Genomic DNA, 21,182 nt, shown 5'->3' on the forward strand with positions numbered 1-21,182 from the left:
ACTCTTAAAGATGACGATGAAAACACGTCGATTAGACCGCGCGTTCGGCAAAACGTCACGGTCAGAAGTGAAATATACCCAAAAAAAATCTTGTCGAATTATGACAGGTACGAACAGTTATTATGCGCAGGAGCCCGCATCCCGACAAGGGAATACGGGCATTTGTGACAAGATTAAGAGGATAAACCAGGATTTTTGCTGTCAGATGAACGATTATTCAGAGTATCGTCGAGCTTTTTGTGATCCAGCTCTTTCACCCATTTCGCCACCACCACCGTTGCCACACCGTTACCCACCAGGTTGGTTAACGCACGAGCCTCGGACATGAAGCGGTCAATACCCAGAATCAGCGCCAGACCCGCCACCGGCAGGTGACCCACTGCAGAGATAGTGGCCGCCAGCACGATAAAGCCGCTCCCCGTCACGCCTGCCGCCCCCTTAGAGGAGAGCAGGAGCACCACCAGCAGGGTAATCTGATGGAAAATATCCATATGGCTGTTGGTCGCCTGCGCGATAAACACGGCCGCCATCGTCAGGTAGATCGAGGTACCATCAAGGTTGAAGGAGTAGCCCGTCGGGATCACCAGCCCGACGACGGATTTACGGCACCCCAGCTTTTCCATCTTATCGAGCATGCGCGGCAGCGCCGATTCTGAAGAGGATGTCCCCAGAACAATCAGCAGCTCTTCGCGGATATAGCGGATAAATTTGAAAATGTTGAAGCCTGTCGCGCGGGCAATGGAGCCCAGCACCACGACCACGAAGAGGATACAGGTGATATAGAAGCAGATAATCAGCTGACCCAGCTGCACCAGCGTACCGACGCCATACTTACCGATGGTGAAGGCCATCGCACCGAAGGCACCAATCGGCGCCAGGCGCATGATCATATTGATGATGCCGAAGATCACCTGCGAGAAGCTTTCGATCACATTAAAGATAAGCTGGCCTTTGCTGCCCAGACGGTGCAGGGCAAAGCCAAACATGACGGCGAACAGCAGCACCTGCAGGATGTTACCGCTGGCGAACGCGCCAATGACGCTGCCAGGTATCACGTCCAGCAGGAAGGCCACCACGCCCTGATCCTTCGCCTGCTCGGCATAAACCGCGACCGCTTTGGCATCCAGCGTCGACGGGTCTACGTTCATACCCGCGCCCGGCTGCACCACGTTGACGATGATCAGACCGATAATCAGCGCCAGCGTACTGACCACTTCAAAATAGAGAAGCGCCACTGCACCGGTACGGCCTACCGCCTTCATGCTTTCCATGCCAGCGATGCCCGTCACGACCGTACAGAAGATCACCGGAGCGATGACCATTTTAATGAGCTTAACGAACGCGTCGCCAAGCGGTTTCATTTGCGCACCCAGCTCGGGGTAATAGTGACCGAGCAGAATACCGATGGCGATGGCTGTCAGGACCTGGAAGTAAAGACTTTTGAAGAGTGAGGTTTTCATAAGGTGTCCTTGGGAAGAAAAACCACAGGCTTTGTAAGGTTATGGTTAACCTGCGGCTTTAAAATAACACCCACATAACAGGACAGAAATAAACTCAGCTCAAATTTGAAACACAAATGTTAAGAACTTTGAGCTGGCTCGCACAAGCCAGCAACAAAATTACACGTTTGCGCGGCTGTCAGCGCCAGAAAGGTATCGTTCTTCAAAGACATCCGAAGGCACAGCAGGTGCAAAAAGGAAGCCCTGTCCGCTCTCCACGCCCGCCTCTGCCAGCCAGCTGCGTTGCGCTTCAGTTTCAATACCCTCGGCAATAAGATGCAGGTTGAGGCTACGCGCCATCTGGATAATCGCCTGCACCATGCTGCTGTCGCCCGGCAGTCCGTCGACAAACGCTTTATCAATTTTTAGCACATCCACCGGCAGGGTTTTCATGTGCTGAAGCTGGCGCAGCCCGGCGTATCCCATGCCAAAATCGTCCAGCGCAATGCGAATGCCGGCGTTACGCAGCGGCTTCAGAATCGCGACCGCTTCATTCGGGTCGTCAATGCGCCGACTCTCTGTGACTTCCAGGGTCAATGTATCAGGCTTGATGCGGTAACGATGGATCAGCTCCAGCATCTCTGAAACCATGGTCGGGTGCATAAGCTGCAGGGCAGACAAATTGACCGACAGCGGCAGCGTGACGCCGCGCTCCTGCCAGGCGGCAAGCTGGCGGCAGGTCTCTTCCAGCACCCAGTAGCCGACGGTGACCATCAGACCGCAGGACTCAATGCGCTCGATCAGCCCCTCCGGCAGCTCCCATGAACCATCCGGCTGCTGCACGCGCAGCAGCGCCTCGGCGCTTTTCACTTCTCCCGTCAGCAAATTCACCTGCGGCTGTAGCCAGAGGGCAAACTGGCGGTTATCCAGCGCGGTCAGGATATCGCTCTCTTCCGTCAGACGCTGCTGCGCCTTTTCCATCTGCTCCGGGTCAAAGAACTGGATTTGATTTTTGCCTTTGCGCCGGGCGGTGAATGCCGCCGAGAACGCGCGATGATAAAGCTGCTCTGCCGTTAAATCGCCATAGTACATGGCAATACCGATACTGGCGCTCGGACGAAGCTGGATGCCCTGAATGGGCAGCCGCTCATTAATAACAGTGAGTACTTGCTGACCTAATGTGATCGCATGCCATGGCTCTTTCACGCCATTGGCAATTACCACCAGGTCGTAACCGCTGACCTGTGTCAGCACCATGCGCGGGGCAAGGACAGACTTCACTTTTTCCACGAGGGTCAGCAGCAGCATTTCGCGCTGACTCTCCTTGAGCACGCCCGCCGTGTCCTGCAGGGTTTCACAGGCGATCGCCATCAGCGCCGTGGTTTGCTGGCGGGCAACGGTCTGCTCCAGCATCGCCATCAGGAAGGCTTTATTCGGAAGCTCCGACACCGGAAAGCGCGTGGCGCTGCTGCTTAACTCATCCTGCTGACGCTGGATACGCTGCTGATTTAGGTTATAGCTGCGCACCAGCATACCAATCTCATCATCATGATGAAGGCGCGGCAGCGTAAGCTGATGGCCCATCAGGTCCTGTGGTGAAAGCGTGTTCAGCTCTCGGGCAATATGGCGCAGCGGATGAACAATCAGCCGGTTAATGCACCAGGTTAGCGCCACGCTGAGAATAAGTGTCATAAGTAAGCAAGTGGTCACTAACGTAACCACCCAGCTCATGACGAATTTATACATGCGGTATGAGTCCGCCTGTAATACCAGGTAGGCCAGCGGCTGCGGATTAGCAGGGCGTTCAAGCGAATAGACGGGAAGCGAAATTTGTACCGGCAGTTCAAACAGGCGCATCACCATCATCGGGACGGGACGCTCCGGGATAAAGCTCATCCGCAGCGCCTGAAACTGGTTGGGCAGTACGACGTCGGCCCGGCTCACAATACCGGCCGGCTGAATGCGTTTTAAAATGGTTTCCGCTTCGGGAATATCCCCTTTCAGGATAGAGGCAGAAAGCGGGCCGCGCACCGAGCGGGCGATACTTTCTAACTGCGAAGCCGTGTTATAGCGATTCTGCTGTACGGAATGAAACAGCAAAATTACGCAGAAGAGCAGTACAAACAGCATTGTGACGGCTGAAACCATCGCCATCTGTTTGATCGTTAAAGAACGGCTAACACGCAAAATGACTCTCCACAAAACTCGAAGCGCAGGGGCGCACCAGGGTGTAAACCCGGCGCGCCTGAGTATACCCGATTGCTGCGCTATTAAGAGAGACTTACAAATGGATTAAGTAAAATCCGATTACCAGTCCGCGTAAGGGATGAGCGGCTGCGGCGGTAAGTCCATATCGCCCTGCCAGCCTGCGGCAGAGTAGCGTACATAGATCAGCGCATGGCTTGGGGTATAGTCCTTCGCTTCCTGAATATCCACGCCCATGCCGACAAACCAGTTAGACGTCACCCGACGTTCGATGATGGCTCGCGCGGTGTAACCCGTGCCTGAGGAACTGCTGCCGGTTTCCATCGCGCCGCGGTCGGTATAGCGGCCAGGTTCATCGGTCGGGATCAGGCTCTGGTCCGGATAGCGCAGCTCGTCTTTGGTTTTGGAATGGGACCAGGACACGGATCCCCCCAGCTCCCAGGACCAGTTCTCCGTGCGTTTACGCCAGGTTACCGGCAGTGCGAAGGAGACATACTCCTGCGGGCTGTAATAACCGCCCTGACCCAAGGTATAACCGCTCAGGTCCTTGTCATAGTGCCAGAGCATATTGGAGACGCCGACCGTCAGGCGCTCATTGTTTTTATTAATGAGCTTGTAGTAGTAACCCGTCATCCAGCGGACGCGCCAGTTATCCTCCACATTTTTACCCGTCAGCGTTTCCGCGTTCAGGCTTGACCAGACGCCGTGCGCTTCCCCTTTGTCGTAGCTCATGCTTACGCCGCCGCCGGTGGCGCGCACGCCGCCCCATGTGGTGCCGGTATTGGTATCTTTTTGCCCGGCAAAGGCCAGCAGAGAGCTGGAGATTGGCCGGCGATGGGCGTTAATGGTGTAGCCGACAGGACCCAGGTCGCTGCTGTAGCTTACGCCACCCACCACGTCGACGACGTCAAAGCCCATCGGCGTGGTGCCGATATCCCATGACCAGGTTTTGTTCTGCCAGCCAACGGCGACGCTCGCGCCATTGTCTGACTGATGAGTATTACCGCTGCACGGCGTTTCGGCGCAGGTACCCCATTTAGGATCGTAGGTGCCGTTACGGGTGGCAAACGAACCGGCATCCATATTGACCAGATCGCTGCGGAAGAACATCCGTCCATCAGAGAGCGGCGCATCAACCTGCAGCATGGTGGTATGCGCTTTCAGGTCAGAATACCCGCCCGTACCGCTGGAGCCCCAGTAATCGTGCTGCAGCGTGACGTTAACATCCTGCTGACGGTACAGGTCACCGGCGTCGCTGCGCACGCCGCGCTTCAGCCAGTCGTCTTTTTCATCGTTACGCGTCAAGCGGGTGAAACTGTCGTTATCAGCCGGACGCGTCGTCGTAATGCCTGTCGACACCATCGCATCTTTATAGGTTTCCAGCGCCTGCTGGGGCTGGCCATTTTGCGCCTGGAAACGCGCGGCATCACGCAGCACCAGCGCGTTTTCCATGGAGGCGGGCTGCGATTTAGCCTGCGGAATAATTTTGTTGAAGGTCTGCTCTGCGGCGGCGGAATCGCCCAGGCCTGCCTGCGCCATCGCGATCCGACGCTGCATATTGAGCGACAGCGGCTGGCCGTTTTGCGCGGCGGGCAGCTTCGCCAGCTCCGCGCGCGCGGCATCCTTGTTACCTTGCGCACTGTAGATTTCGGTCAGGCCGAGGATTGCGTCTTCGTTCTGCGGCTCGCGCTGAAGCACGGTGCTGTAGGCCGTTTTCGCCGCGTCCAGATCGCCACGCTGCTGCGCCCAGTCCGCCAGCGTGAGGTCGATACGGGTAGAGGCTGGCTGCTGGCGAAGGAGATTCTCCGCCTCCTGCTCTTTGCCGCTGTCGCGCAGACGGTTGGCGGTTTCCAGCACCTGATTGCTTTGCAGGCGGTCGGCAAGCTCCTGGATATTGCCGTTCCACTGGCTGCGCGGCAGCGTGTCCAGATGCGCCAGCGCGGCCCGGTCCTGATCGTTACCCGAAAGATATAGCCCGTTGGCGTAAACCTGATCCGGATCGGACGGTTTCTGACTGGCAAGCTGACGCATCAGGGTATCCGCCTGGCTGCGCTGGCCCGCGCTGTAGAGATCGCGCGAGAGGCGATACGTTATCCACACGTCGCCGGGAGAGAGCGCCAGGCGACGACGCTGAATGTCGGCAGCCTGCGCGTATTTCCCCTGATTCTCCAGCTGTTCTGCCTGGGCGGACAGCTGCTCGTTGGTCAGGCTACGTTCAATATCATCAATGCTGCGGCGCTGGCTGGCGGAGAGAGACTGGATAAACTGCGAGGCCTTCTCCGGAGACTGCGCGCGGTAAATCCCGGCCAGCCCGCGGACCGCATTGCTGTTGCCGCTGTCCATACGCAACGCCTGGCGATAATAGCGCTCCGCCGCGTCGTTATCTTTGCGTGCCGCAGCGGCATCTCCCAGCCCCAGCACGGCATAGCTGTCGGTATTGTCGATATTGCGTGCCTGCTGATAGTAACGCTCCGCCTGAGCCGGGTTATTCGCCTTCAGCGCCGCATCGCCCTGCTGGATCAGCAGCCAGTAGCGGTTAACCTTCAGCAAACTGTCCCATTTTCCCCGGTTATCGCTCTGCGGGTCGAGGGCAATCGCCTTTTCAAACTGTGCCACCGCGCGGGCGCGGTCGCCTTTCTGGGAATAAGCCTGTCCAAGGGCTCCCACCGCTTCACTGTCGGCATGGTTGGCGCTGACGGCTTTTTGCAGCTCCGCCACCGCCTTGCTCCCCTGTCCGGCATCCACCGCCGCCAGCCCTTCCGCTTTCGCGCGGAACGCCGGGTCAGCGAGCTGTTTTTGCTGCGCTTCAAGCTGAGCACGCGCCGCCGCGACGCTATCACCGTCGCTGAACACGCTCAGGTATTTTTGCAGCGCGCTGACGCTGGCGCTGCTGGCGGGCTGGTCTTTGATTTGGTCATACCACATATCAGACGCCTGACTGCGGCCATTGGTGGACCGGGACATCTCCTGCAGCACCGCAAAGCCTTCTTCACGGCGTCCGCTCTGGAACAGAAGCTGGGAGAGCGTCGCCTGCAGCTGGGTGTTGCCGGGGCTGCTGGTATTTATTTTCTTGAGCTGGCTGATGGCCGCACTGCGGCGGGCAGGATCTTTCGCCACGACGTTCCAGTATTCCGTCGCCACATCGCCGCCCGGCGGGTTGCCGTCAAACAGCTTGTCGTAGGCGGCAATCGCCTCCTGCGTGTGTCCCGTTGTGGCGAGCAATCGCGCCTGCTGTAGCTGCTGGCGGCCGTCCGGAGTGGAAAGCAGCATCGTATTGCGCGAGGACTGGTACGCGCTCGAGCCTGGAGCGATCCCTTTCAGACGATCCAGCTCTTTTTGCGCACCGGCATTATCGCCCTGGCGCAGCAGATAGCGGAAGCGTGCGGCAATCACGTCAGGGTTGTTCGGGTCAATCAGCTCAAGGCGATAGAGCGACTGACGAACCAAATCCTCACGCTGTGTCGATTCACCCAGACGAACCTGCTCCAGCAGCTGTTTCTGCTGCGGAGAGTTGGCGGCCTGGGCCCACGGCATCAGTGCCAGGCCAAGCGATAAACTGAGTAGATTTACTGTGAACTTGCGCATTCCTGGCCCCAATCCGGTATTAATTCACCTTTAGCGGTGAAGCGAAAACGATGCTGATCCCATCCCTGACCAAAGAGAGTCAGTACGTAGCTGTAATAGGCATTATTATCGGGAAAATGGTCTGCAACGCGCTGGCGCTGAACCGCCTGGGCATCGCGCTGTTGTAAAAAAGGCAGCATGGCGGCAGAGAAACCGACCGGGCCGTTACCCATGTGCTTTCCACTCGCCACATCCATTTTCTCCGGCGGCACACCCCGTTTTATCGTCATTGCCGCCATGGGCTGGAAGCGTGCCAGCAGCGGGGCCTTCTGAGGATCTTTATCACTCATCATTCCCACCCAGAGATAAACGCGGATGGCGTCGTAGCCCCCCACCAGCGATTTATCCTGCTGTAACCGCCAGCCTCTGTTTTGCTGATACTGCACCCAGTCCGGCGAAAAACCTTTTGGCGCACTCTCCAGCAGCAGGCGCAGATTGGTTTCACGAATCTGGGTCCATGGAGCACCAAAGCGCGTGAAATAACGCGCCAGCTGCGGAGGAAGATAGCTGGGATTAAAGCGCCAGGCGTGTTCATCGGCAAAACCGACTTTACCGGGAAGCAGCATTGCGCCGAGCCCCGGGACTTTCACCACTTCCTCGCCGGCAATGCGCTTAAGCAGCGCCTTACCCGTTCGGGTATAGTCCGGGTGTTTCCACAGCCGACCCGCTTCGAGCAGTGACCAGGCAATCCAGACATCGGCGTCGGAGGCGGAGTTGGTATCAATCACCGCCCACGTTTCTTTATCTTTCTGACCCCAGAGCCAGGCAGGCAGACGATCGTTGAGATTACCGCCGGCAAGATTATCGCGCGTCCACGTCAGCAGCTGGTCAAACGCGTTGCGATCGTTCGCCGCCAGGGCAAAGAACAAGGCGTAGCTTTGCCCTTCAGAGGTCGTTATTTTGCGCGTGTCGCTGGGATCGATGACGCGCCCGCCCTCGCTGATGTAATCCTTTTTAAACTGCTCCCAGGCAGGCCAGGTACAGGCGGCGCGAAGAGGGAGCGCCGCCAGCATCAACGCTGCTAATGCACACCAGCGAAAGGCTTTCATCACATCTTACTCATCCGGGTTCAGACGACGACGGCTGATGATTCGCAGCAGACGCCACAGTACCCATGCCAGCAAGACCACACTGACCGCCGCCAGGATAGCCAGCAGAACCGGATGGTTAGCCAGCGCATACCACAGGCGTTCGAACCACGGCAGATGGCCGACATAGTACACATCGCCCACGCGCAGGCTATTGACGCCGGACTCGCGGATCACCGACACAGAGCCAAACATCGCGGCACGTTTACCGCTGTCGTTCATGGCCGTATTAAGCAGTTCGTACCCGCGCGGGCTGTCCGCCAGGAGAGCCACCACGCTACGCTGGTCGTTGTAAGGGGACTGGAAGCCTACCACCGCGGCCATTGCCCCCTGAGACGTTACGGTCGTCTGCGCGCTGGCCTGACGATCGTTCACATCCGGCATGATGCTCGGGAACTCGGTCTGGCGCAGCGGCGTGTTAACCCAGGACTGGGCCGCTTTCACCAGCAGATCGATACGTTTGTCATCCTTCAGCTTGTCCGGGATGCTACCGATCAGCAGAATATCAGCGTCTTTGTTCTGAATCTGGCTGCCATCGTCCGTCAACGTGACGTTAATTGCCGGCAAGCCTGTCTGCCCGCCAACGGTCGCCATGGTGTCCAGCAGGGTTGTCACCTGCCCTTCGCTTGGCGCTTTTGGCATCACAACGATGGACTCAGAGAGATCGGCCATGCGGCTGAACGGGAAGCCCGCATTGGCAAAGGCGCGCAGATCCGGCATCGCCAGGAAGTGGTAGTATTTCGAGAAGTCGATGGTCGACTCATCGCCAATCACGACGTGGTTTTGCACCGGCTGGAAGGTGATGCAGTTCTCCGCCGAACCGCCAGGCATCGGGTTCATGTACTGGAAGTCAAAGCGCAGCTGGTTTATTGCGCCAAGCTTCAGAGCCGGGATAGAGACATCCGTTTTACCGTCCAGCAGCCCCTGCAGCACCGGCAGGCGAAGCATCAGGCGGTTAGTATCCTGCGTGCTTTGCAGGCTGAACGACTGCAGGAACTGGTTGTTCAGGCTGATATCCATGCGCGAGCTGTCTTTAGTGGCTGGCGCGGTATAACGGTAGTTCAGGTTGATATCAATGCCGTTAGTACGCAGCAGGTAGAGATCCGGCGGCAGATTCAGCGACAGGCTAATCGGCGCGGGCTCGAGACCCGTCGCCTGCAGCTGTTCCTCATAGGTTTTCAGCTCGCCAAATGTTACCGCACGGTCGGTACGCACCCAGTTTGGCGCATCGTAAGGTTTACGGGCCAGCAGCGGCTTGACCTCATCCACCACGACGCTGTCGCCGCGGAAAAGGACGTTGCCCTGGGCAATCGCTTTTGCGGCCTGCACCAGATCTTTATCGTCACGACCAAAGACCACCAGCAGCTTGACGTACGGGTTTTCCGGGTGGCTTATCATTTCCACGGTCGGCGCTTTGACGTCCGGATGGTCGCGCAGGAAGGCCGGGCGCTTCGCGTTGGTCGCAAACACAATGGCATTTCTGTCCGGCAGTTTGTCATACATCGCCGGGAAGCTCTGACCTCGCCAGCCGGCGCGGGAACCAAACCAGGACGCCACGATGGTGGCCGCCAGCTGCTCGGTCACGTCCGGGGACGACGCAAACACCATCGGCAGAGTAAGCGGACGGTTATCACGCGGGTCGAAGAACGGAACCGGGAAGGCCGAGAGATCGTTTTTCAGCGCCAGCGACTGGTAGGTCATCTGCAGCGAGGAGTTACGCCCGACGTCCATCCACAGCGTGTTGCTGGCAGGGTTTTCGCAGACATCGCGGTAGTGACCGACAAACTCCAGGCGGATACGGTTAAAGTCGGTGATGAACAGCGGGTTGATCGGCACCTGCGCCTGCGTTTTCTTACCGAGCTGCTCTTTCGTGACCGGCAGAACGTCCATCAGCTCGTCATTCAGATAAACCTTCAGCTGAGACTGCGTCGGCAGCAGCGATGGTGACGGGGTGTATTCAAGGTTCAGCATCGCATTAGAGACGACCTCATCGCTGCGCATGCCAAATTCAATGCCGCCGTTAGGATTGATGCCGCGCAGCACCATGCTGCCCGGAGGCGGTGCAATTTGCGCGAAGGTCAGCTTCACGTCCCGCGACGGCGCGTTGTCCGCGACGACGGGCGCATTCGCGCCCCGAACGCCCGGCATTACCTGCCCGACGACCTGGCTGTCTGCCGGCAGGGTGTTCCCCTCCGTTGGCTGGTTCGGCATGATGTTTTCTGTTTGACCGGGTGCCGCAGTGACAACCGGATCGGTTGCTTGCGCGACGACAGGTACCGTTGGCGCAGGCGTTGCCGCTGCGTTCTCAGGTGCTGCGTTAGCCATTGTTACGGGGAGCGCATTCATCCCCATTGCCACTGCACATAACCAGGAAAGTTTTGTTTTCATCGCGTTATCATCATTGTTGAGCCATAACCGGGTCCGCCTGCTTCGCCTCATCCCGCTCAGGACGACGAGGAATGAACGACACGACCCAGGAAACCAGCGAAGTAAGTGACCGGAAAATTAATTTCACCGACGACGGGGCAAATTCTGCAAGGTGACGATAGCCACGGAACCCCAGCTTCAGAATATCCAGCAGGCTTTCCAGAGGTTTATCTTCCGGGAAGCTGTCCTGCCAGAGAGCCCACGTGTCCGCGCGGGCAAACGTACACTGCACAAAATCAATATGTTGCTTTTTGGTCAACGGCATCAGCTGCAGACCGACTTCATTGCCCGTCACACGAACGACCTGCGTCGGGAAGACGTACTCCTGCTGTCCGCGCTTAAGCAGCAGGTTCACTTTCTGCCCTTCCAGCACCTTCGCCTGGCCGTTGATTTTGATTCCCAGACCGCCGTCAGAGAAGTCGTGCACGGTACAGGAGAAGAGATGCCCATCTTCACGGGCAATCGCCGCAGGCATGCAAATTTCCACGCGATGCGCGCGACGAACCTGTTTGCTCTCAACCGATACCGCCACCGCGCCACCGAGGATAATCAGGTTGTAGAAGACCCAGGCCATACTCACGAATACGGTGAGGATCTCGTTTTCCGGGCCGTAGAAGTAACGCCAGATACCGGCGATAACGCCCACAATATTCAGCAGTACCAGGAAGATATACGGACGGGAGATTACCCAGTCGACGTACTCCTCTTCCACCAGACCGCCCTTCGCGGTGACGTTGAATTTACCTTTATGCGGGTTAATCAGCGCCACCATCGTCGGCGGCGCGATGTACCAGGCCAGCACCGTTTCATAGATTTCACTCCAGAAGGAGTGGCGATATTTGCCCTGAATCTTCGAGTTCGTCAGGCTCGCGTGGATCATGTGCGGCAGAACAAACAGCGCAATCATCAGCGCCGGCGCGTAAATGATATAGGCGTGAAGGAGCAGGAACGCCAGCGGCGCGGTCAGGAAGATCAGCCGCGGGATACCGGATAAGAAGTGGAACATGGCGTTGACGTAGCAAAGGCGCTGCGCCAGCTTGAGCCCTTTCCCTATCAGCGGGTTATCGAGACGGAAAATCTGCACCATGCCGCGGGCCCAGCGAATACGCTGACCGATGTGCGCCGACAGCGACTCCGTTGCCAGACCGGCGGCCTGAGGAATACGCATATAGGCGGAGGTATAGCCACGACGGTGCAGGCGCAGGGAGGTGTGCGCATCTTCCGTCACCGTTTCAACGGCAATACCGCCAATTTCATCCAGCGGTTTGCGGCGGATAACCGCACAGGAGCCGCAGAAGAAGGTGGCATCCCACATGTCGTTACCGTCCTGCACCAGACCGTAGAACAGCGTGCCTTCGTTCGGGGTTTTACGGAAACGGCCAAGGTTACGTTCAAACGGATCCGGCGAGAAGAAGTGGTGCGGCGTCTGCATCATCGCCAGCTCTTTCTCTTTCAGGAACCAGCCCATGGTCATCTGCAGGAACGAGCGCGTCGGCACGTGGTCGCAGTCAAAGATCGAGACAAACTCCCCTTTGGCATACTTCAGCGCGTTGTTGATGTTCCCGGCTTTAGCATGCTCGTGAGTTGGACGGGCGATGTACTCGACGCCAACCTCCTCTGCAAACTGGCGAAACGCCGGCCGGTTGCCGTCATCCAGGATCCAGACCTTGAGCTTATCTTTCGGCCAGTCGATGCCCAGCGCGGCATAGATGGTGTTCTTTACCACGCTCAGGTCTTCGTTGTAGGTCGGCACGAAGAGATCGACGGTCGGCCACTGCGTGGTGTCTTTCGGCAGCGGAACCGGCTGACGGTTGAGCGGCCAAATTACCTGGAAGTAGCCCAGCACCAGCACAATCCAGGCGTAGGTTTCAGCAAACAGCAGCACCAGGCCGCACACCAGGCTGACCGGATCGTCCCAGTTCAGGGTGGAGGTATAACGCCACCAGATGTAGCGACAGGAGACGGTCAACGACAGCACGATCAGCATCAGCGCCGAGAAGCGGCCCGGAATACGGCGAACCAGCAGCGCCACGCCCCACAGCAGGATCAGGAAGGTAAACTGCGCCAAAGGGTTAAAGGGTTGCGTAATACAGACCAGCGCCAGTATGAGCGAGAACACGACGATGACGCCGAGGATAAAACGCCGCAAGCCCGGGTGGAGGTGCCCGAGCTCTTTATGGTTATCCAGATGGCTGGTCTTATCGCTTACGCTGCTGGGCAATCTGTCCAGCCACTGGTGGTAGCGTTCACGTAGCTGCTGCACGCGGGAGAAGCTGCGCCAGTGCGGCGTTTTTTTCTCCGGGCGGGAGGAAGTGGCCACCAGCCAGATAGCCTGAATAAGATAACGCGCCGGATCCAAAGGCCGCGGCCGGTCGGGATTAATGTGCGGATATAATTCACCGTGCCGTGCACGTATGTGCTGCCAGCGTGGGTGTTCGAGTGGAATGAACATCCAGGCCAGAATCATCCAGAAACAGCCGAGCGCGGCGCTAAATGCCGAAGCACCATGCCGGCGGAAATGCCGGTAACGTTCGCTCAAGCGCGAACTGACCGGTGGGATGAGTAACCAGCTGGCGAGACGACTCATACAGCGCTCCCTGCAGGCTCCGCCCTTTTGGCGAAGTTCAGCAGACACCAGTTAGCCAGCGTCAGGATCTCTTCTGCCGCCAGTGAGTCGCTGCGGTATTCGCCGAGCGGTTGCTTAGAGGCCAGGCATTCAGCCATGCCCTCATCACGATGAATGACAACAGGAAGCAGGCGACGCTGGCTTTGCAGCCACACCTGATACAGATCGTCCTGGATCTGGCTGCCAATGCGTAAATCGTTAATCAGGATATGGCCATTTTGCGGTAATCCCTGCTGATGCAGGCGAATATGGCAGTTTGCATCGACGTTGACGATCGAAAGGACATGGTCGCACTGTGCGATAAGCTGTCGGGTCAGCGTGCCGGCGCCGTGTGGCAGATCCAGCAGGATCCACTTGTATTGACCCTTTTCTTTCAGGCTCTGCAGCGCAAGCGTGAACTGCGAAAACAGGCGCTGATACGCGGCTTCATTCTCACGTTCCGAGGTGGACAGTTGACCAAAAGGCAGCAGATCAAGCTGGGAGGTATAGCGCATACCGGCATCCCGCCAGTCTTTATCATCAAGCAGCGCGCGGGCCCAGCCCTCTTCGCGGGTAAAGTCGACATTAAACGACATACGCAGCAAATTATCGGCGCAGGCGTCAATAACCAGCACCGATTCACCTAAAAGCTGTAATGACCACGCCAGCGCCGCGGTAACAGATGTGGTACCCACACCGCCACGGACACCCTGTAATCCGAGTATGGCCATCAATGGCTCCCTTATTGTTGATGGGCGAATTCAGCTAATAACGGCCAACGTTTAATAGCCGCGGCCAACTGTTCCCGCTGGGAAATATCGGTGTAATCTATTTCAGGTAAAGAAAAGGCCTGCGTCAGCGCCAGAAAATCGTTTTGGAATGTATAGCCCAGGGTCGAGTCGACTGGGGTTCCGGGTTCGTTATTATCCATTCTTTTTCCATCCCTTTGAGGAAAATCGCACGCTAAAGAAGTTGCGGGGCTTCCTGCCCTGACAAATTTCATTTACATGCTAAATCTGATGTTCTTTAATTTCAATGTTAGGTTTATTTCTACGCTTTCGCTAGTAAACTGAGATACAGATAAATTAGACGAAATGAGGGACACCGTGGACTCCATATTTTCTATTGGCATCCAGTCATTATGGGACGAATTGAGCCACATGCCAGTCGGAGGAGTCTGGTGGATTAATACGGACCGTAATGAAGATGCTATCAGTCTGGTAAACCAGACAATTGCTGCTCAGGATAAGGATTCCCGCGTGGCCGTCATTAGCATGGGTGAAGATCCGAAGAAAATTATCACGCTTGAAAGTGACCGCGGACCCCAGACGGTGCGATTATTTACCATGACATCGGAAGCCGATAGTCTATACTTTTTGTCCCGCGATGTTCAGTGCAGTATTGATCCGGATCACTATTTAATGATCCTGAAATGTGCAAATAACGTTCTGCAAAATATCCCTGCGGAAAAACTGTTGCCGTGGCTGGAAAAAATCAATAAATGGGCAAAATTTCAAAATTGCACGCTATTGATAGTCAATCCCGGCAGTAATAACGACAAGCTGTTTTCACTTTTAATGGGCGAATATCGCTCCCTGTTCGGTCTGGCAAGCGTGCGTGACCAGGTGGGCAGCTATCTCTACGATATTGCATTCTGGTGTAATGAAAAAGGCGTGAGTGCCAGGCAACAGCTTACGCTCAAACATATTGAGGGCGAGTGGCACCTGGCGCAGCAGGAAGAAACCGTGGTACAACCGCGCAGTGATGAAAAACGCATCCTGAGCCATATCGCGGTTTTAGAGGGCGCGCCTGCCCTGTCGGAAAACTGGACACTGTTTGACACTAACGAAGCCCTCTTCCATGAAGCCCGCACAACCCAGGCGGCAACGCTTATTTTCTCGTTGATGCAGAATAACCAGATTGAGACGCTGGCAAGGCAAATCCACACCTTACGCCGCCAGCGCGGAAGCGCGTTAAAAATTATCGTGCGCGAAAATAATACCAGTCTGCGCGCCACCGACGAGCGCCTGCTTCTGGGCTGCGGTGCCAATATGGTTATTCCATGGAATGCTCCGCTGTCGCGCTGCCTGACGCTTATCGAAAGCGTTCAGGGCCAGCAGTTTAGCCGCCACGTACCGGAAGATATTTCCACACTGCTCTCGATGACGCAGCCGATGAAGCTGCGCGGATACCAAAAATGGGATACCTTCTGCGACGCCGTTGGGAACATGATGAACAACACGCTCCTTCCCGCTGACGGTAAAGGCGTCATGGTTGCACTGCGCCCTGTGCCAGGTATCCGCGTTGAGCAGGCCCTGACCTTATGTCGCCCGAACCGTACCGGGGACATCATGACCATTGGCGACAATCGCCTGGTGCTGTTTTTGTCCTTCTGCCGGGTGAACGATCTCGATACGGCGCTTAACCACATCTTCCCCCTGCCTACCGGGGATATTTTCTCGAACCGTATGATTTGGTTCGAAGATAATTCTATCAGCGCGGAGCTGGTGCAGATGCGCGCGCTCCAGCCTGAACAATGGGCTAAACCGCTTACGATGACGAGCGATGCCAAACCGATCCTCAATGCCAGACATGATGGACACGTCTGGCGTCGGGTGCCGGAGCCCCTTCGCTTATTAACAGACAACGCGGAGAACGCACCATCATGAATATCAGCGATATCATTCAACTGGTTATCTTCTGTGCGCTGATCTTTTTCCCGCTTGGCTACTATGCACGCCATTCCATACGCCGTATCCGCGATACGGCCAGAGTGCTGTTTGTAAAACCTCGCTACGTGAAACCAGCCGGAACTCTGACACGGGCATCACACGTCAAGGCAGACCGTAAACATGACTAATTCTACCTATACCGCTTCGTCACCCTCGCCGCTCTGGCAATACTGGCGCGGCCTTTCCGGCTGGAACTTCTACTTTCTGGTGAAGTTTGGTCTGCTGTGGGCAGGCTATCTGAATTTCCATCCCCTTCTCAACCTGGTGTTTATGGCCTTCCTGCTGATGCCTCTGCCAAATATCAGGCTGCATCGCTTACGCCACTGGGTAGCCATCCCTCTCGGCTTTGCGCTGTTCTGGCATGATACCTGGCTGCCGGGCCCGGACAGCATTATGAGCCAGGGCTCGCAGGTGGCAGGCTTCAGTGCAGACTATATGCTTGACCTGGCTGAGCGCTTTATTAACTGGCAGATGATTGGCGCGGTTTTTGTGCTGCTGGTTGCCTGGCTGTTCCTGTCACAGTGGATCCGCGTCACGGTGTTTGTCGTCGCGATTATGATCTGGCTTAACGTGCTAACGCTGGCGGGTCCAAACTTTTCGCTGTGGCCAGCCGGTCAGCCGACCACGACTGTGACCACTACAGGTGGAAGCGCAGCGGCAACCGTGACGACGGCAGGCAATACGCCCGTAGTGGGGGATATCCCAACTCAGACTGCACCGCCGACTTCAACAAACCTGAACGCCTGGCTCTCCAGTTTCTACGCCGCGGAAGACAAGCGACAGACGAAATTCCCGGACGCGCTGCCGGCAGATGCCCAGCCGTTTGAACTGCTGGTGATTAATATCTGCTCCCTCTCCTGGGCCGACGTGGACGCTGCCGGGTTAATGTCGCACCCGCTGTGGTCGCATTTCGACATTCAGTTTAAAGATTTCAACTCTGCCACCTCATACAGCGGCCCGGCGGCGATTCGCCTGCTGCGCGCAAGCTGCGGTCAGCCATCGCACAAGAATTTGTATCAACCCGCCGGCAACCAGTGTTATCTGTTCGATAACCTCTCAAAGCTGGGCTTTACGCAGCATCTGATGCTGGGGCATAACGGCCAGTTCGGTAACTTCCTGAAAGAGGTGCGCGAACAGGGTGGCATGCAGGCGCCGCTGATGGATCAAACCGGTCTTCCCGTCTCTCTGCTGGGCTTCGACGGTTCGCCCGTTTATGACGATACCGCCGTGCTGCAGCGCTGGCTGCAGACCATCGAAAAAGACAATAATCCGCGCAGCGCAACGTTCTATAACACCCTGCCCCTTCACGACGGTAACCACTTCCCGGGCGTGAGCAAAACGGCGGATTATAAAGTGCGTGCGCAAAAGCTCTTTGACGAGCTGGACGCATTCTTCACGGAGCTGGAAAAATCCGGCCGTAAAGTGATGGTGGTTGTGGTACCTGAGCACGGTGGCGCGCTGAAAGGCGACAGAATGCAGGTTTCAGGCCTGCGTGATATTCCAAGCCCGTCGATTACCAACGTGCCTGCAGGCATTAAATTCTTTGGTATGAAGGCACCGCATCAGGGCGCACCGATTGAGATCGCTCAGCCAACCAGCTATCTGGCGATCTCAGAACTGGTTGCCCGTGCCGTAGACGGAAAGCTGTTTGTAGAAGATAGCGTGAACTGGGATGAACTCACCAGCAAACTGCCGCAGACGGCAGAAGTCTCAGAGAACGCCAACGCGGTGGTGATTCAGTATCAGAATAAACCGTACGTTCGCCTGAACGGCGGGGATTGGGTACCGTATCCGCAGTAAGGCCCCTCACCCTAACCCTCTCCCCATCGGGGAGAGGGGATAGTCGGTGCGTTATTATTGCGCTGAAATCCACACCAGCATTTTTAGACTTGCTGAATAGTAGTCGTCCTTAGACGTGATTTCGGGTTCTCCGGAAGACTGTCCCATCGTTAAATCGCGCACCGCCAGCAGACCGCCTTCCATCATGTAGGGCGCATAGTCGTTGGTCGTGACGTTTACCCAGGCGGGCGTTTGTTCCCGGGGAAACTGACCGAACCAGGCTTTCCACGGCGTCAGCAGCGGGCTTTGTTTATCAGACCAGGCCACGTACAACGGAATACGAATCGCGTCGTAGCTCATCCTCGGTGGCCAGCCCGTGGCCGGCGCCAGCTTGCCGCCTGATGTCAGTGTAACCCAGTCAGCGGGCAGATTGGCTTTGCCCGAGCCCATTTTGCCCAGCAGGCGTTTCCCGTCCTTAATCAACTCATGCCAGACCGGTAAATGACTGCGCCCGGCAAAGGCCTGCCAGGCCGGAAACACGAAATAAGAAGGATTAAGGACTACTTCCCCCTCAAGCTTAAAACCCTCGACGCCAGGCAGCATCACGCGGTAACCCGCATAGCGGATCACGCTGTGGTCAATTAGTGCTTTTGTAATCGCATCCGATTCGGCGCTGTAGCGTTTATCATGCCAGCGGGCATCCGCTTTTAACAACGCCCAGGCAATCAGCACATCGCCATCTGCGGCGTTGTTTTTGTCGGCGACCGGGTTGGTCTCCGCGGGGTTATAACGCCAGTAAAACAGACCGTTCTCTTTGTTCTTCAGCTGACTGTCTGTCCATTGCCAGAGCTTATCGAACGTGGCTTTATCGTCATTGGCCACCGCCATCAGCATGGCAAAACCCTGACCTTCCGTATGCGAAACGCCGCCATTGCCGGTATCGACAATGCGGCCTTCCGGTTTGAAAAAGCGTGCCTTGTAACTTTCCCAGGCCTGACCCGCCTGCAAGAGAGGAGAAAATAGCACGCTCATCACCACAGCCAGCGTCGCGCAGACGGGTTTTCGCATCATTTACTCAATCCGGTTATTCGGCACTTCGCAGTGAAATCTCACCGCCCACCCAGGGTTTGATCGCGCCATCCTGCTCCAGAAGCAGCGCGCCCTGTGCATCAATTCCGCGGGAAGTCCCGTAGATCTCTTTATCACCAATCAGCAATTTCACCGGGCGGTTAATAAAGTTATCCAGCTTTTCCCAACGAGACAGGAACGGTGCCAGCCCTTCCTGTTCAAAAAGCGTGAGCGAGCTGCGCAACTCTTTAATCATACGTACGGCGAGAGTATTACGATCGATGACGATGCCCGCCTCCTGAAGGTTAGTCCAGGCCTGATTCACCACATCATTTTGAACATTGCGCATGACCATGTTGAGGCCCGCGCCAATGACGATTTGTGCTGCATCGCCGGTTTTCCCCGTCAGTTCGACAAGAATTCCGGCAAGTTTACGATCGTTCAGGTACAGATCGTTCGGCCATTTAACGCGCACGTTATCCGCACCCAGGTCGTGCAGCACTTCCGCCATGACAATGCCGATGACCAGACTCAGGCCAATGGCAGCGGCCGGACCCTGATCGAGTCGCCAGTACATGGAAAGATAAAGGTTAGCGCCGAAGGGTGAGAACCATTTGCGGCCGCGGCGGCCACGTCCGGCCTGCTGATATTCAGCAACACAGGCATCGCCGGATTTCAGCTCAGGCAGGCGATCCAGCAGATACTGGTTCGTCGAATCAATCACAGGCAGCACCGCAACATTGCCGTGTCCAATCTGGCTGCGGATCGCTTCTTCATTCAGCAATTGAATAGGTTCCGGCAGGCTGTACCCTTTTCCGGGTACCGTGAACACATCAACACCCCAGTCGCGGAGCGTCTGAATATGTTTATTGATGCCGGCGCGGCTCATGCCTAGCCGCTCACCCAACTGCTCACCAGAATGAAACTCACCGTCAGCGAGGATGCTAATCAGGGTTAAGGGGATGGTATTGTCTTTCACGCGATGGCCTCCACGGCATTGACTTCACCAGTGCGGCCAATGAAGCGGACTTCCGGCTCCAGCCAGACGTTAAACTTTTCGCCCACGCGCTGGCGAACATCATGTGCCAGCTGTACAACATCATCGCTGGTCGCATCGTGCTGATTAATCAGTACCAGGGCCTGCTGTTGATGAACGGCAGCACCTCCGACTGAGGTGCCTTTTAGCTGACATTGATCGATAAGCCATCCCGCAGCCAGCTTCACGCTGCCATCCGCCTGAGGGTAATGAGGCGCAGCTGGCCATGCTTCAAGAAGGACTTTTGCATTTTCGCTGCTGATAACCGGGTTTTTGAAGAAGCTTCCAGCATTTCCGTTGATTTTTGGATCGGGAAGTTTGGTCATCCGCATATGGCAAACCGAGTCAAAAACGTCGCGGGGGGTCACGGTAGCCGGATCGAGACGCGTTAAATCACCGTAGCTCAGCACGGGCTGCCAGTTCTTCGACAGACGCAGTCCCACGGAGACGATCGCGTAGCGATCCTGATATTCATGTTTGAAGATACTGTCACGATAGCCAAAACGGCACTGTTCAGCCGTTAAACGCTTAGTCGTTCCGGTCGTCAGTTCGATGCAGTCGACATATTCGCAGACGTGTTTCAGTTCGATGCCGTAGGCACCGATGTTTTGAATAGGTGACGATCCGGCGCAGCCAGGAATAAGCGCGAGATTTTCCAGACCCGGCATCCCTTTTTCGAGGGTAAATTGCACCAGATGATGCCAGTTTTCCCCGGCCCCCACGTGCAGGTGCCAGCTATCGGTACGCTCTTCTACATCAATTCCCATGATGCGGTTAACGATCACCGTTCCCGAAAAATCTTCAAGAAACAGGACATTACTGCCTTCGCCCAGAATCAGTACAGGTTCATTATTTTCTGTTGCGCTTTGCCATGCGTTCAGCAACTGCTGTGCGGTTTCGGCACGTACAATGTTCTTAGCATTCCGTTGAATGCCAAAGGTATTCCAGGGCTTAAGGGAGTGGTTCATAGACGCTATCCTGATGCAAAAACGCAGGTAGTTTACCGTATAAGCAGGGGATTGGGGGATTAGTTTGTGCAGCGTAGAAACGCAAAAAGGCCATCCTTGCGGATGGCCTCTCTACTTATTTGATGCCTGGCAGTTCCCTACTCTCACATGGGGAGACCCCACACTACCATCGGCGCTACGGCGTTTCACTTCTGAGTTCGGCATGGGGTCA

Annotated in this window: 14 protein-coding genes and 1 rRNA gene; 3 read left to right on the forward strand and 12 right to left on the reverse strand. The window is 56.4% G+C overall.

All coding sequences use genetic code 11. The features are described 5' to 3' along the window. Window positions 1-173: 173 nt before the first annotated feature. The 8 genes from M2433_RS20310 to bcsR all read right to left on the reverse strand — a co-directional run bounded on the left by M2433_RS20310 (window position 174) and on the right by bcsR (window position 14,319). Window positions 174-1,460: a dicarboxylate/amino acid:cation symporter gene (locus M2433_RS20310; RefSeq protein ID WP_047652950.1), complete on the reverse strand. Its 1,287-nt coding sequence runs from the start codon at window positions 1,458-1,460 to the stop codon at window positions 174-176. A 159-nt stretch (window positions 1,461-1,619) separates the two neighbouring features. Continuing rightward, complete coding sequence (gene hmsP / locus M2433_RS20315) at window positions 1,620-3,626, reverse strand: biofilm formation regulator HmsP (protein ID WP_429056338.1); 2,007 nt, start codon at window positions 3,624-3,626, stop codon at window positions 1,620-1,622. A gap of 120 nt (window positions 3,627-3,746) precedes the next feature. Continuing rightward, on the reverse strand, window positions 3,747-7,229 hold the full coding sequence (bcsC, locus tag M2433_RS20320) for a cellulose synthase complex outer membrane protein BcsC (protein ID WP_429056336.1): 3,483 nt from the start codon (window positions 7,227-7,229) through the stop codon (window positions 3,747-3,749). Further along, window positions 7,211-8,317 (reverse strand): cellulose synthase complex periplasmic endoglucanase BcsZ, encoded by a 1,107-nt coding sequence (bcsZ, locus tag M2433_RS20325; protein ID WP_429056854.1) that lies wholly within the window; start codon window positions 8,315-8,317, stop codon window positions 7,211-7,213. The genes bcsC and bcsZ overlap by 19 nt, the downstream gene beginning before the upstream one ends. A 6-nt stretch (window positions 8,318-8,323) precedes the next feature. Further along, a complete protein-coding gene (gene bcsB / locus M2433_RS20330) occupies window positions 8,324-10,744 on the reverse strand; it encodes a cellulose biosynthesis cyclic di-GMP-binding regulatory protein BcsB (protein WP_429056334.1) in 2,421 nt (806 codons plus the stop codon). A 10-nt stretch (window positions 10,745-10,754) separates the two neighbouring features. Further along, window positions 10,755-13,370, reverse strand: coding sequence for a UDP-forming cellulose synthase catalytic subunit (gene bcsA / locus M2433_RS20335; protein WP_429056332.1), 2,616 nt, complete (start codon window positions 13,368-13,370; stop codon window positions 10,755-10,757). Next, on the reverse strand, window positions 13,367-14,119 hold the full coding sequence (gene bcsQ / locus M2433_RS20340) for a cellulose biosynthesis protein BcsQ (RefSeq protein WP_429056330.1): 753 nt from the start codon (window positions 14,117-14,119) through the stop codon (window positions 13,367-13,369). The genes bcsA and bcsQ overlap by 4 nt, the downstream gene beginning before the upstream one ends. 11 nt (window positions 14,120-14,130) lie before the next feature. Further along, window positions 14,131-14,319 (reverse strand): cellulose biosynthesis protein BcsR, encoded by a 189-nt coding sequence (bcsR, locus tag M2433_RS20345; protein ID WP_008503237.1) that lies wholly within the window; start codon window positions 14,317-14,319, stop codon window positions 14,131-14,133. A 175-nt stretch (window positions 14,320-14,494) separates the two neighbouring features. Here bcsR and bcsE point away from each other — a divergent pair, with 175 nt between their 5' ends. The 3 genes from bcsE to bcsG are packed head-to-tail and all read left to right on the forward strand — an operon-like array spanning window position 14,495 to window position 17,920. Continuing rightward, complete coding sequence (gene bcsE / locus M2433_RS20350) at window positions 14,495-16,057, forward strand: cellulose biosynthesis c-di-GMP-binding protein BcsE (RefSeq protein ID WP_429056328.1); 1,563 nt, start codon at window positions 14,495-14,497, stop codon at window positions 16,055-16,057. Continuing rightward, a complete protein-coding gene (bcsF, locus tag M2433_RS20355; RefSeq protein ID WP_047345648.1) occupies window positions 16,051-16,248 on the forward strand; it encodes a cellulose biosynthesis protein BcsF in 198 nt (65 codons plus the stop codon). The genes bcsE and bcsF overlap by 7 nt, the downstream gene beginning before the upstream one ends. Next, window positions 16,241-17,920, forward strand: coding sequence for a cellulose biosynthesis protein BcsG (gene bcsG / locus M2433_RS20360; protein ID WP_429056326.1), 1,680 nt, complete (start codon window positions 16,241-16,243; stop codon window positions 17,918-17,920). The genes bcsF and bcsG overlap by 8 nt, the downstream gene beginning before the upstream one ends. Window positions 17,921-17,974: 54 nt before the next feature. Here the strand turns inward: bcsG and M2433_RS20365 are convergent, their stop codons facing one another. From M2433_RS20365 to rrf, 4 genes are all read right to left on the reverse strand, one after another. Then, the gene (locus tag M2433_RS20365) at window positions 17,975-18,967 is read right to left on the reverse strand and encodes a glycosyl hydrolase family 8 (protein WP_429056850.1); all 993 of its coding nucleotides are present in this window, start codon (window positions 18,965-18,967) and stop codon (window positions 17,975-17,977) included. Between the two features lie 16 nt (window positions 18,968-18,983). Beyond that, complete coding sequence (birA, locus tag M2433_RS20370) at window positions 18,984-19,946, reverse strand: bifunctional biotin--[acetyl-CoA-carboxylase] ligase/biotin operon repressor BirA (RefSeq protein WP_429056324.1); 963 nt, start codon at window positions 19,944-19,946, stop codon at window positions 18,984-18,986. Further along, a complete protein-coding gene (gene murB / locus M2433_RS20375) occupies window positions 19,943-20,971 on the reverse strand; it encodes a UDP-N-acetylmuramate dehydrogenase (protein WP_429056323.1) in 1,029 nt (342 codons plus the stop codon). The genes birA and murB overlap by 4 nt, the downstream gene beginning before the upstream one ends. A gap of 124 nt (window positions 20,972-21,095) precedes the next feature. After that, window positions 21,096-21,182, reverse strand: a 5S ribosomal RNA gene (gene rrf, locus M2433_RS20380); the annotation flags it as partial.

The sequence above is a fragment of the Enterobacter sp. AC1 genome (assembly GCF_050434705.1).
Taxonomy (GTDB): Bacteria; Pseudomonadota; Gammaproteobacteria; order Enterobacterales; family Enterobacteriaceae; genus Enterobacter; species Enterobacter cloacae_L.

Bases quoted from the DNA above. Each gene is read 5' to 3' on its own strand.
- bcsR (WP_008503237.1), bottom strand. From the start codon at position 14,319: ATGGATAATAACGAACCCGGAACCCCAGTCGACTCGACCCTGGGCTAT.
- bcsZ (WP_429056854.1), bottom strand. From the start codon at position 8,317: ATGAAAGCCTTTCGCTGGTGTGCATTAGCAGCGTTGATGCTGGCGGCG.
- bcsB (WP_429056334.1), bottom strand. From the start codon at position 10,744: ATGAAAACAAAACTTTCCTGGTTATGTGCAGTGGCAATGGGGATGAAT.
- bcsG (WP_429056326.1), top strand. From the start codon at position 16,241: ATGACTAATTCTACCTATACCGCTTCGTCACCCTCGCCGCTCTGGCAA.
- bcsQ (WP_429056330.1), bottom strand. From the start codon at position 14,119: ATGGCCATACTCGGATTACAGGGTGTCCGTGGCGGTGTGGGTACCACA.
- bcsA (WP_429056332.1), bottom strand. From the start codon at position 13,370: ATGAGTCGTCTCGCCAGCTGGTTACTCATCCCACCGGTCAGTTCGCGC.
- M2433_RS20310 (WP_047652950.1), bottom strand. From the start codon at position 1,460: ATGAAAACCTCACTCTTCAAAAGTCTTTACTTCCAGGTCCTGACAGCC.
- bcsC (WP_429056336.1), bottom strand. From the start codon at position 7,229: ATGCGCAAGTTCACAGTAAATCTACTCAGTTTATCGCTTGGCCTGGCA.
- murB (WP_429056323.1), bottom strand. From the start codon at position 20,971: ATGAACCACTCCCTTAAGCCCTGGAATACCTTTGGCATTCAACGGAAT.
- M2433_RS20365 (WP_429056850.1), bottom strand. From the start codon at position 18,967: ATGCGAAAACCCGTCTGCGCGACGCTGGCTGTGGTGATGAGCGTGCTA.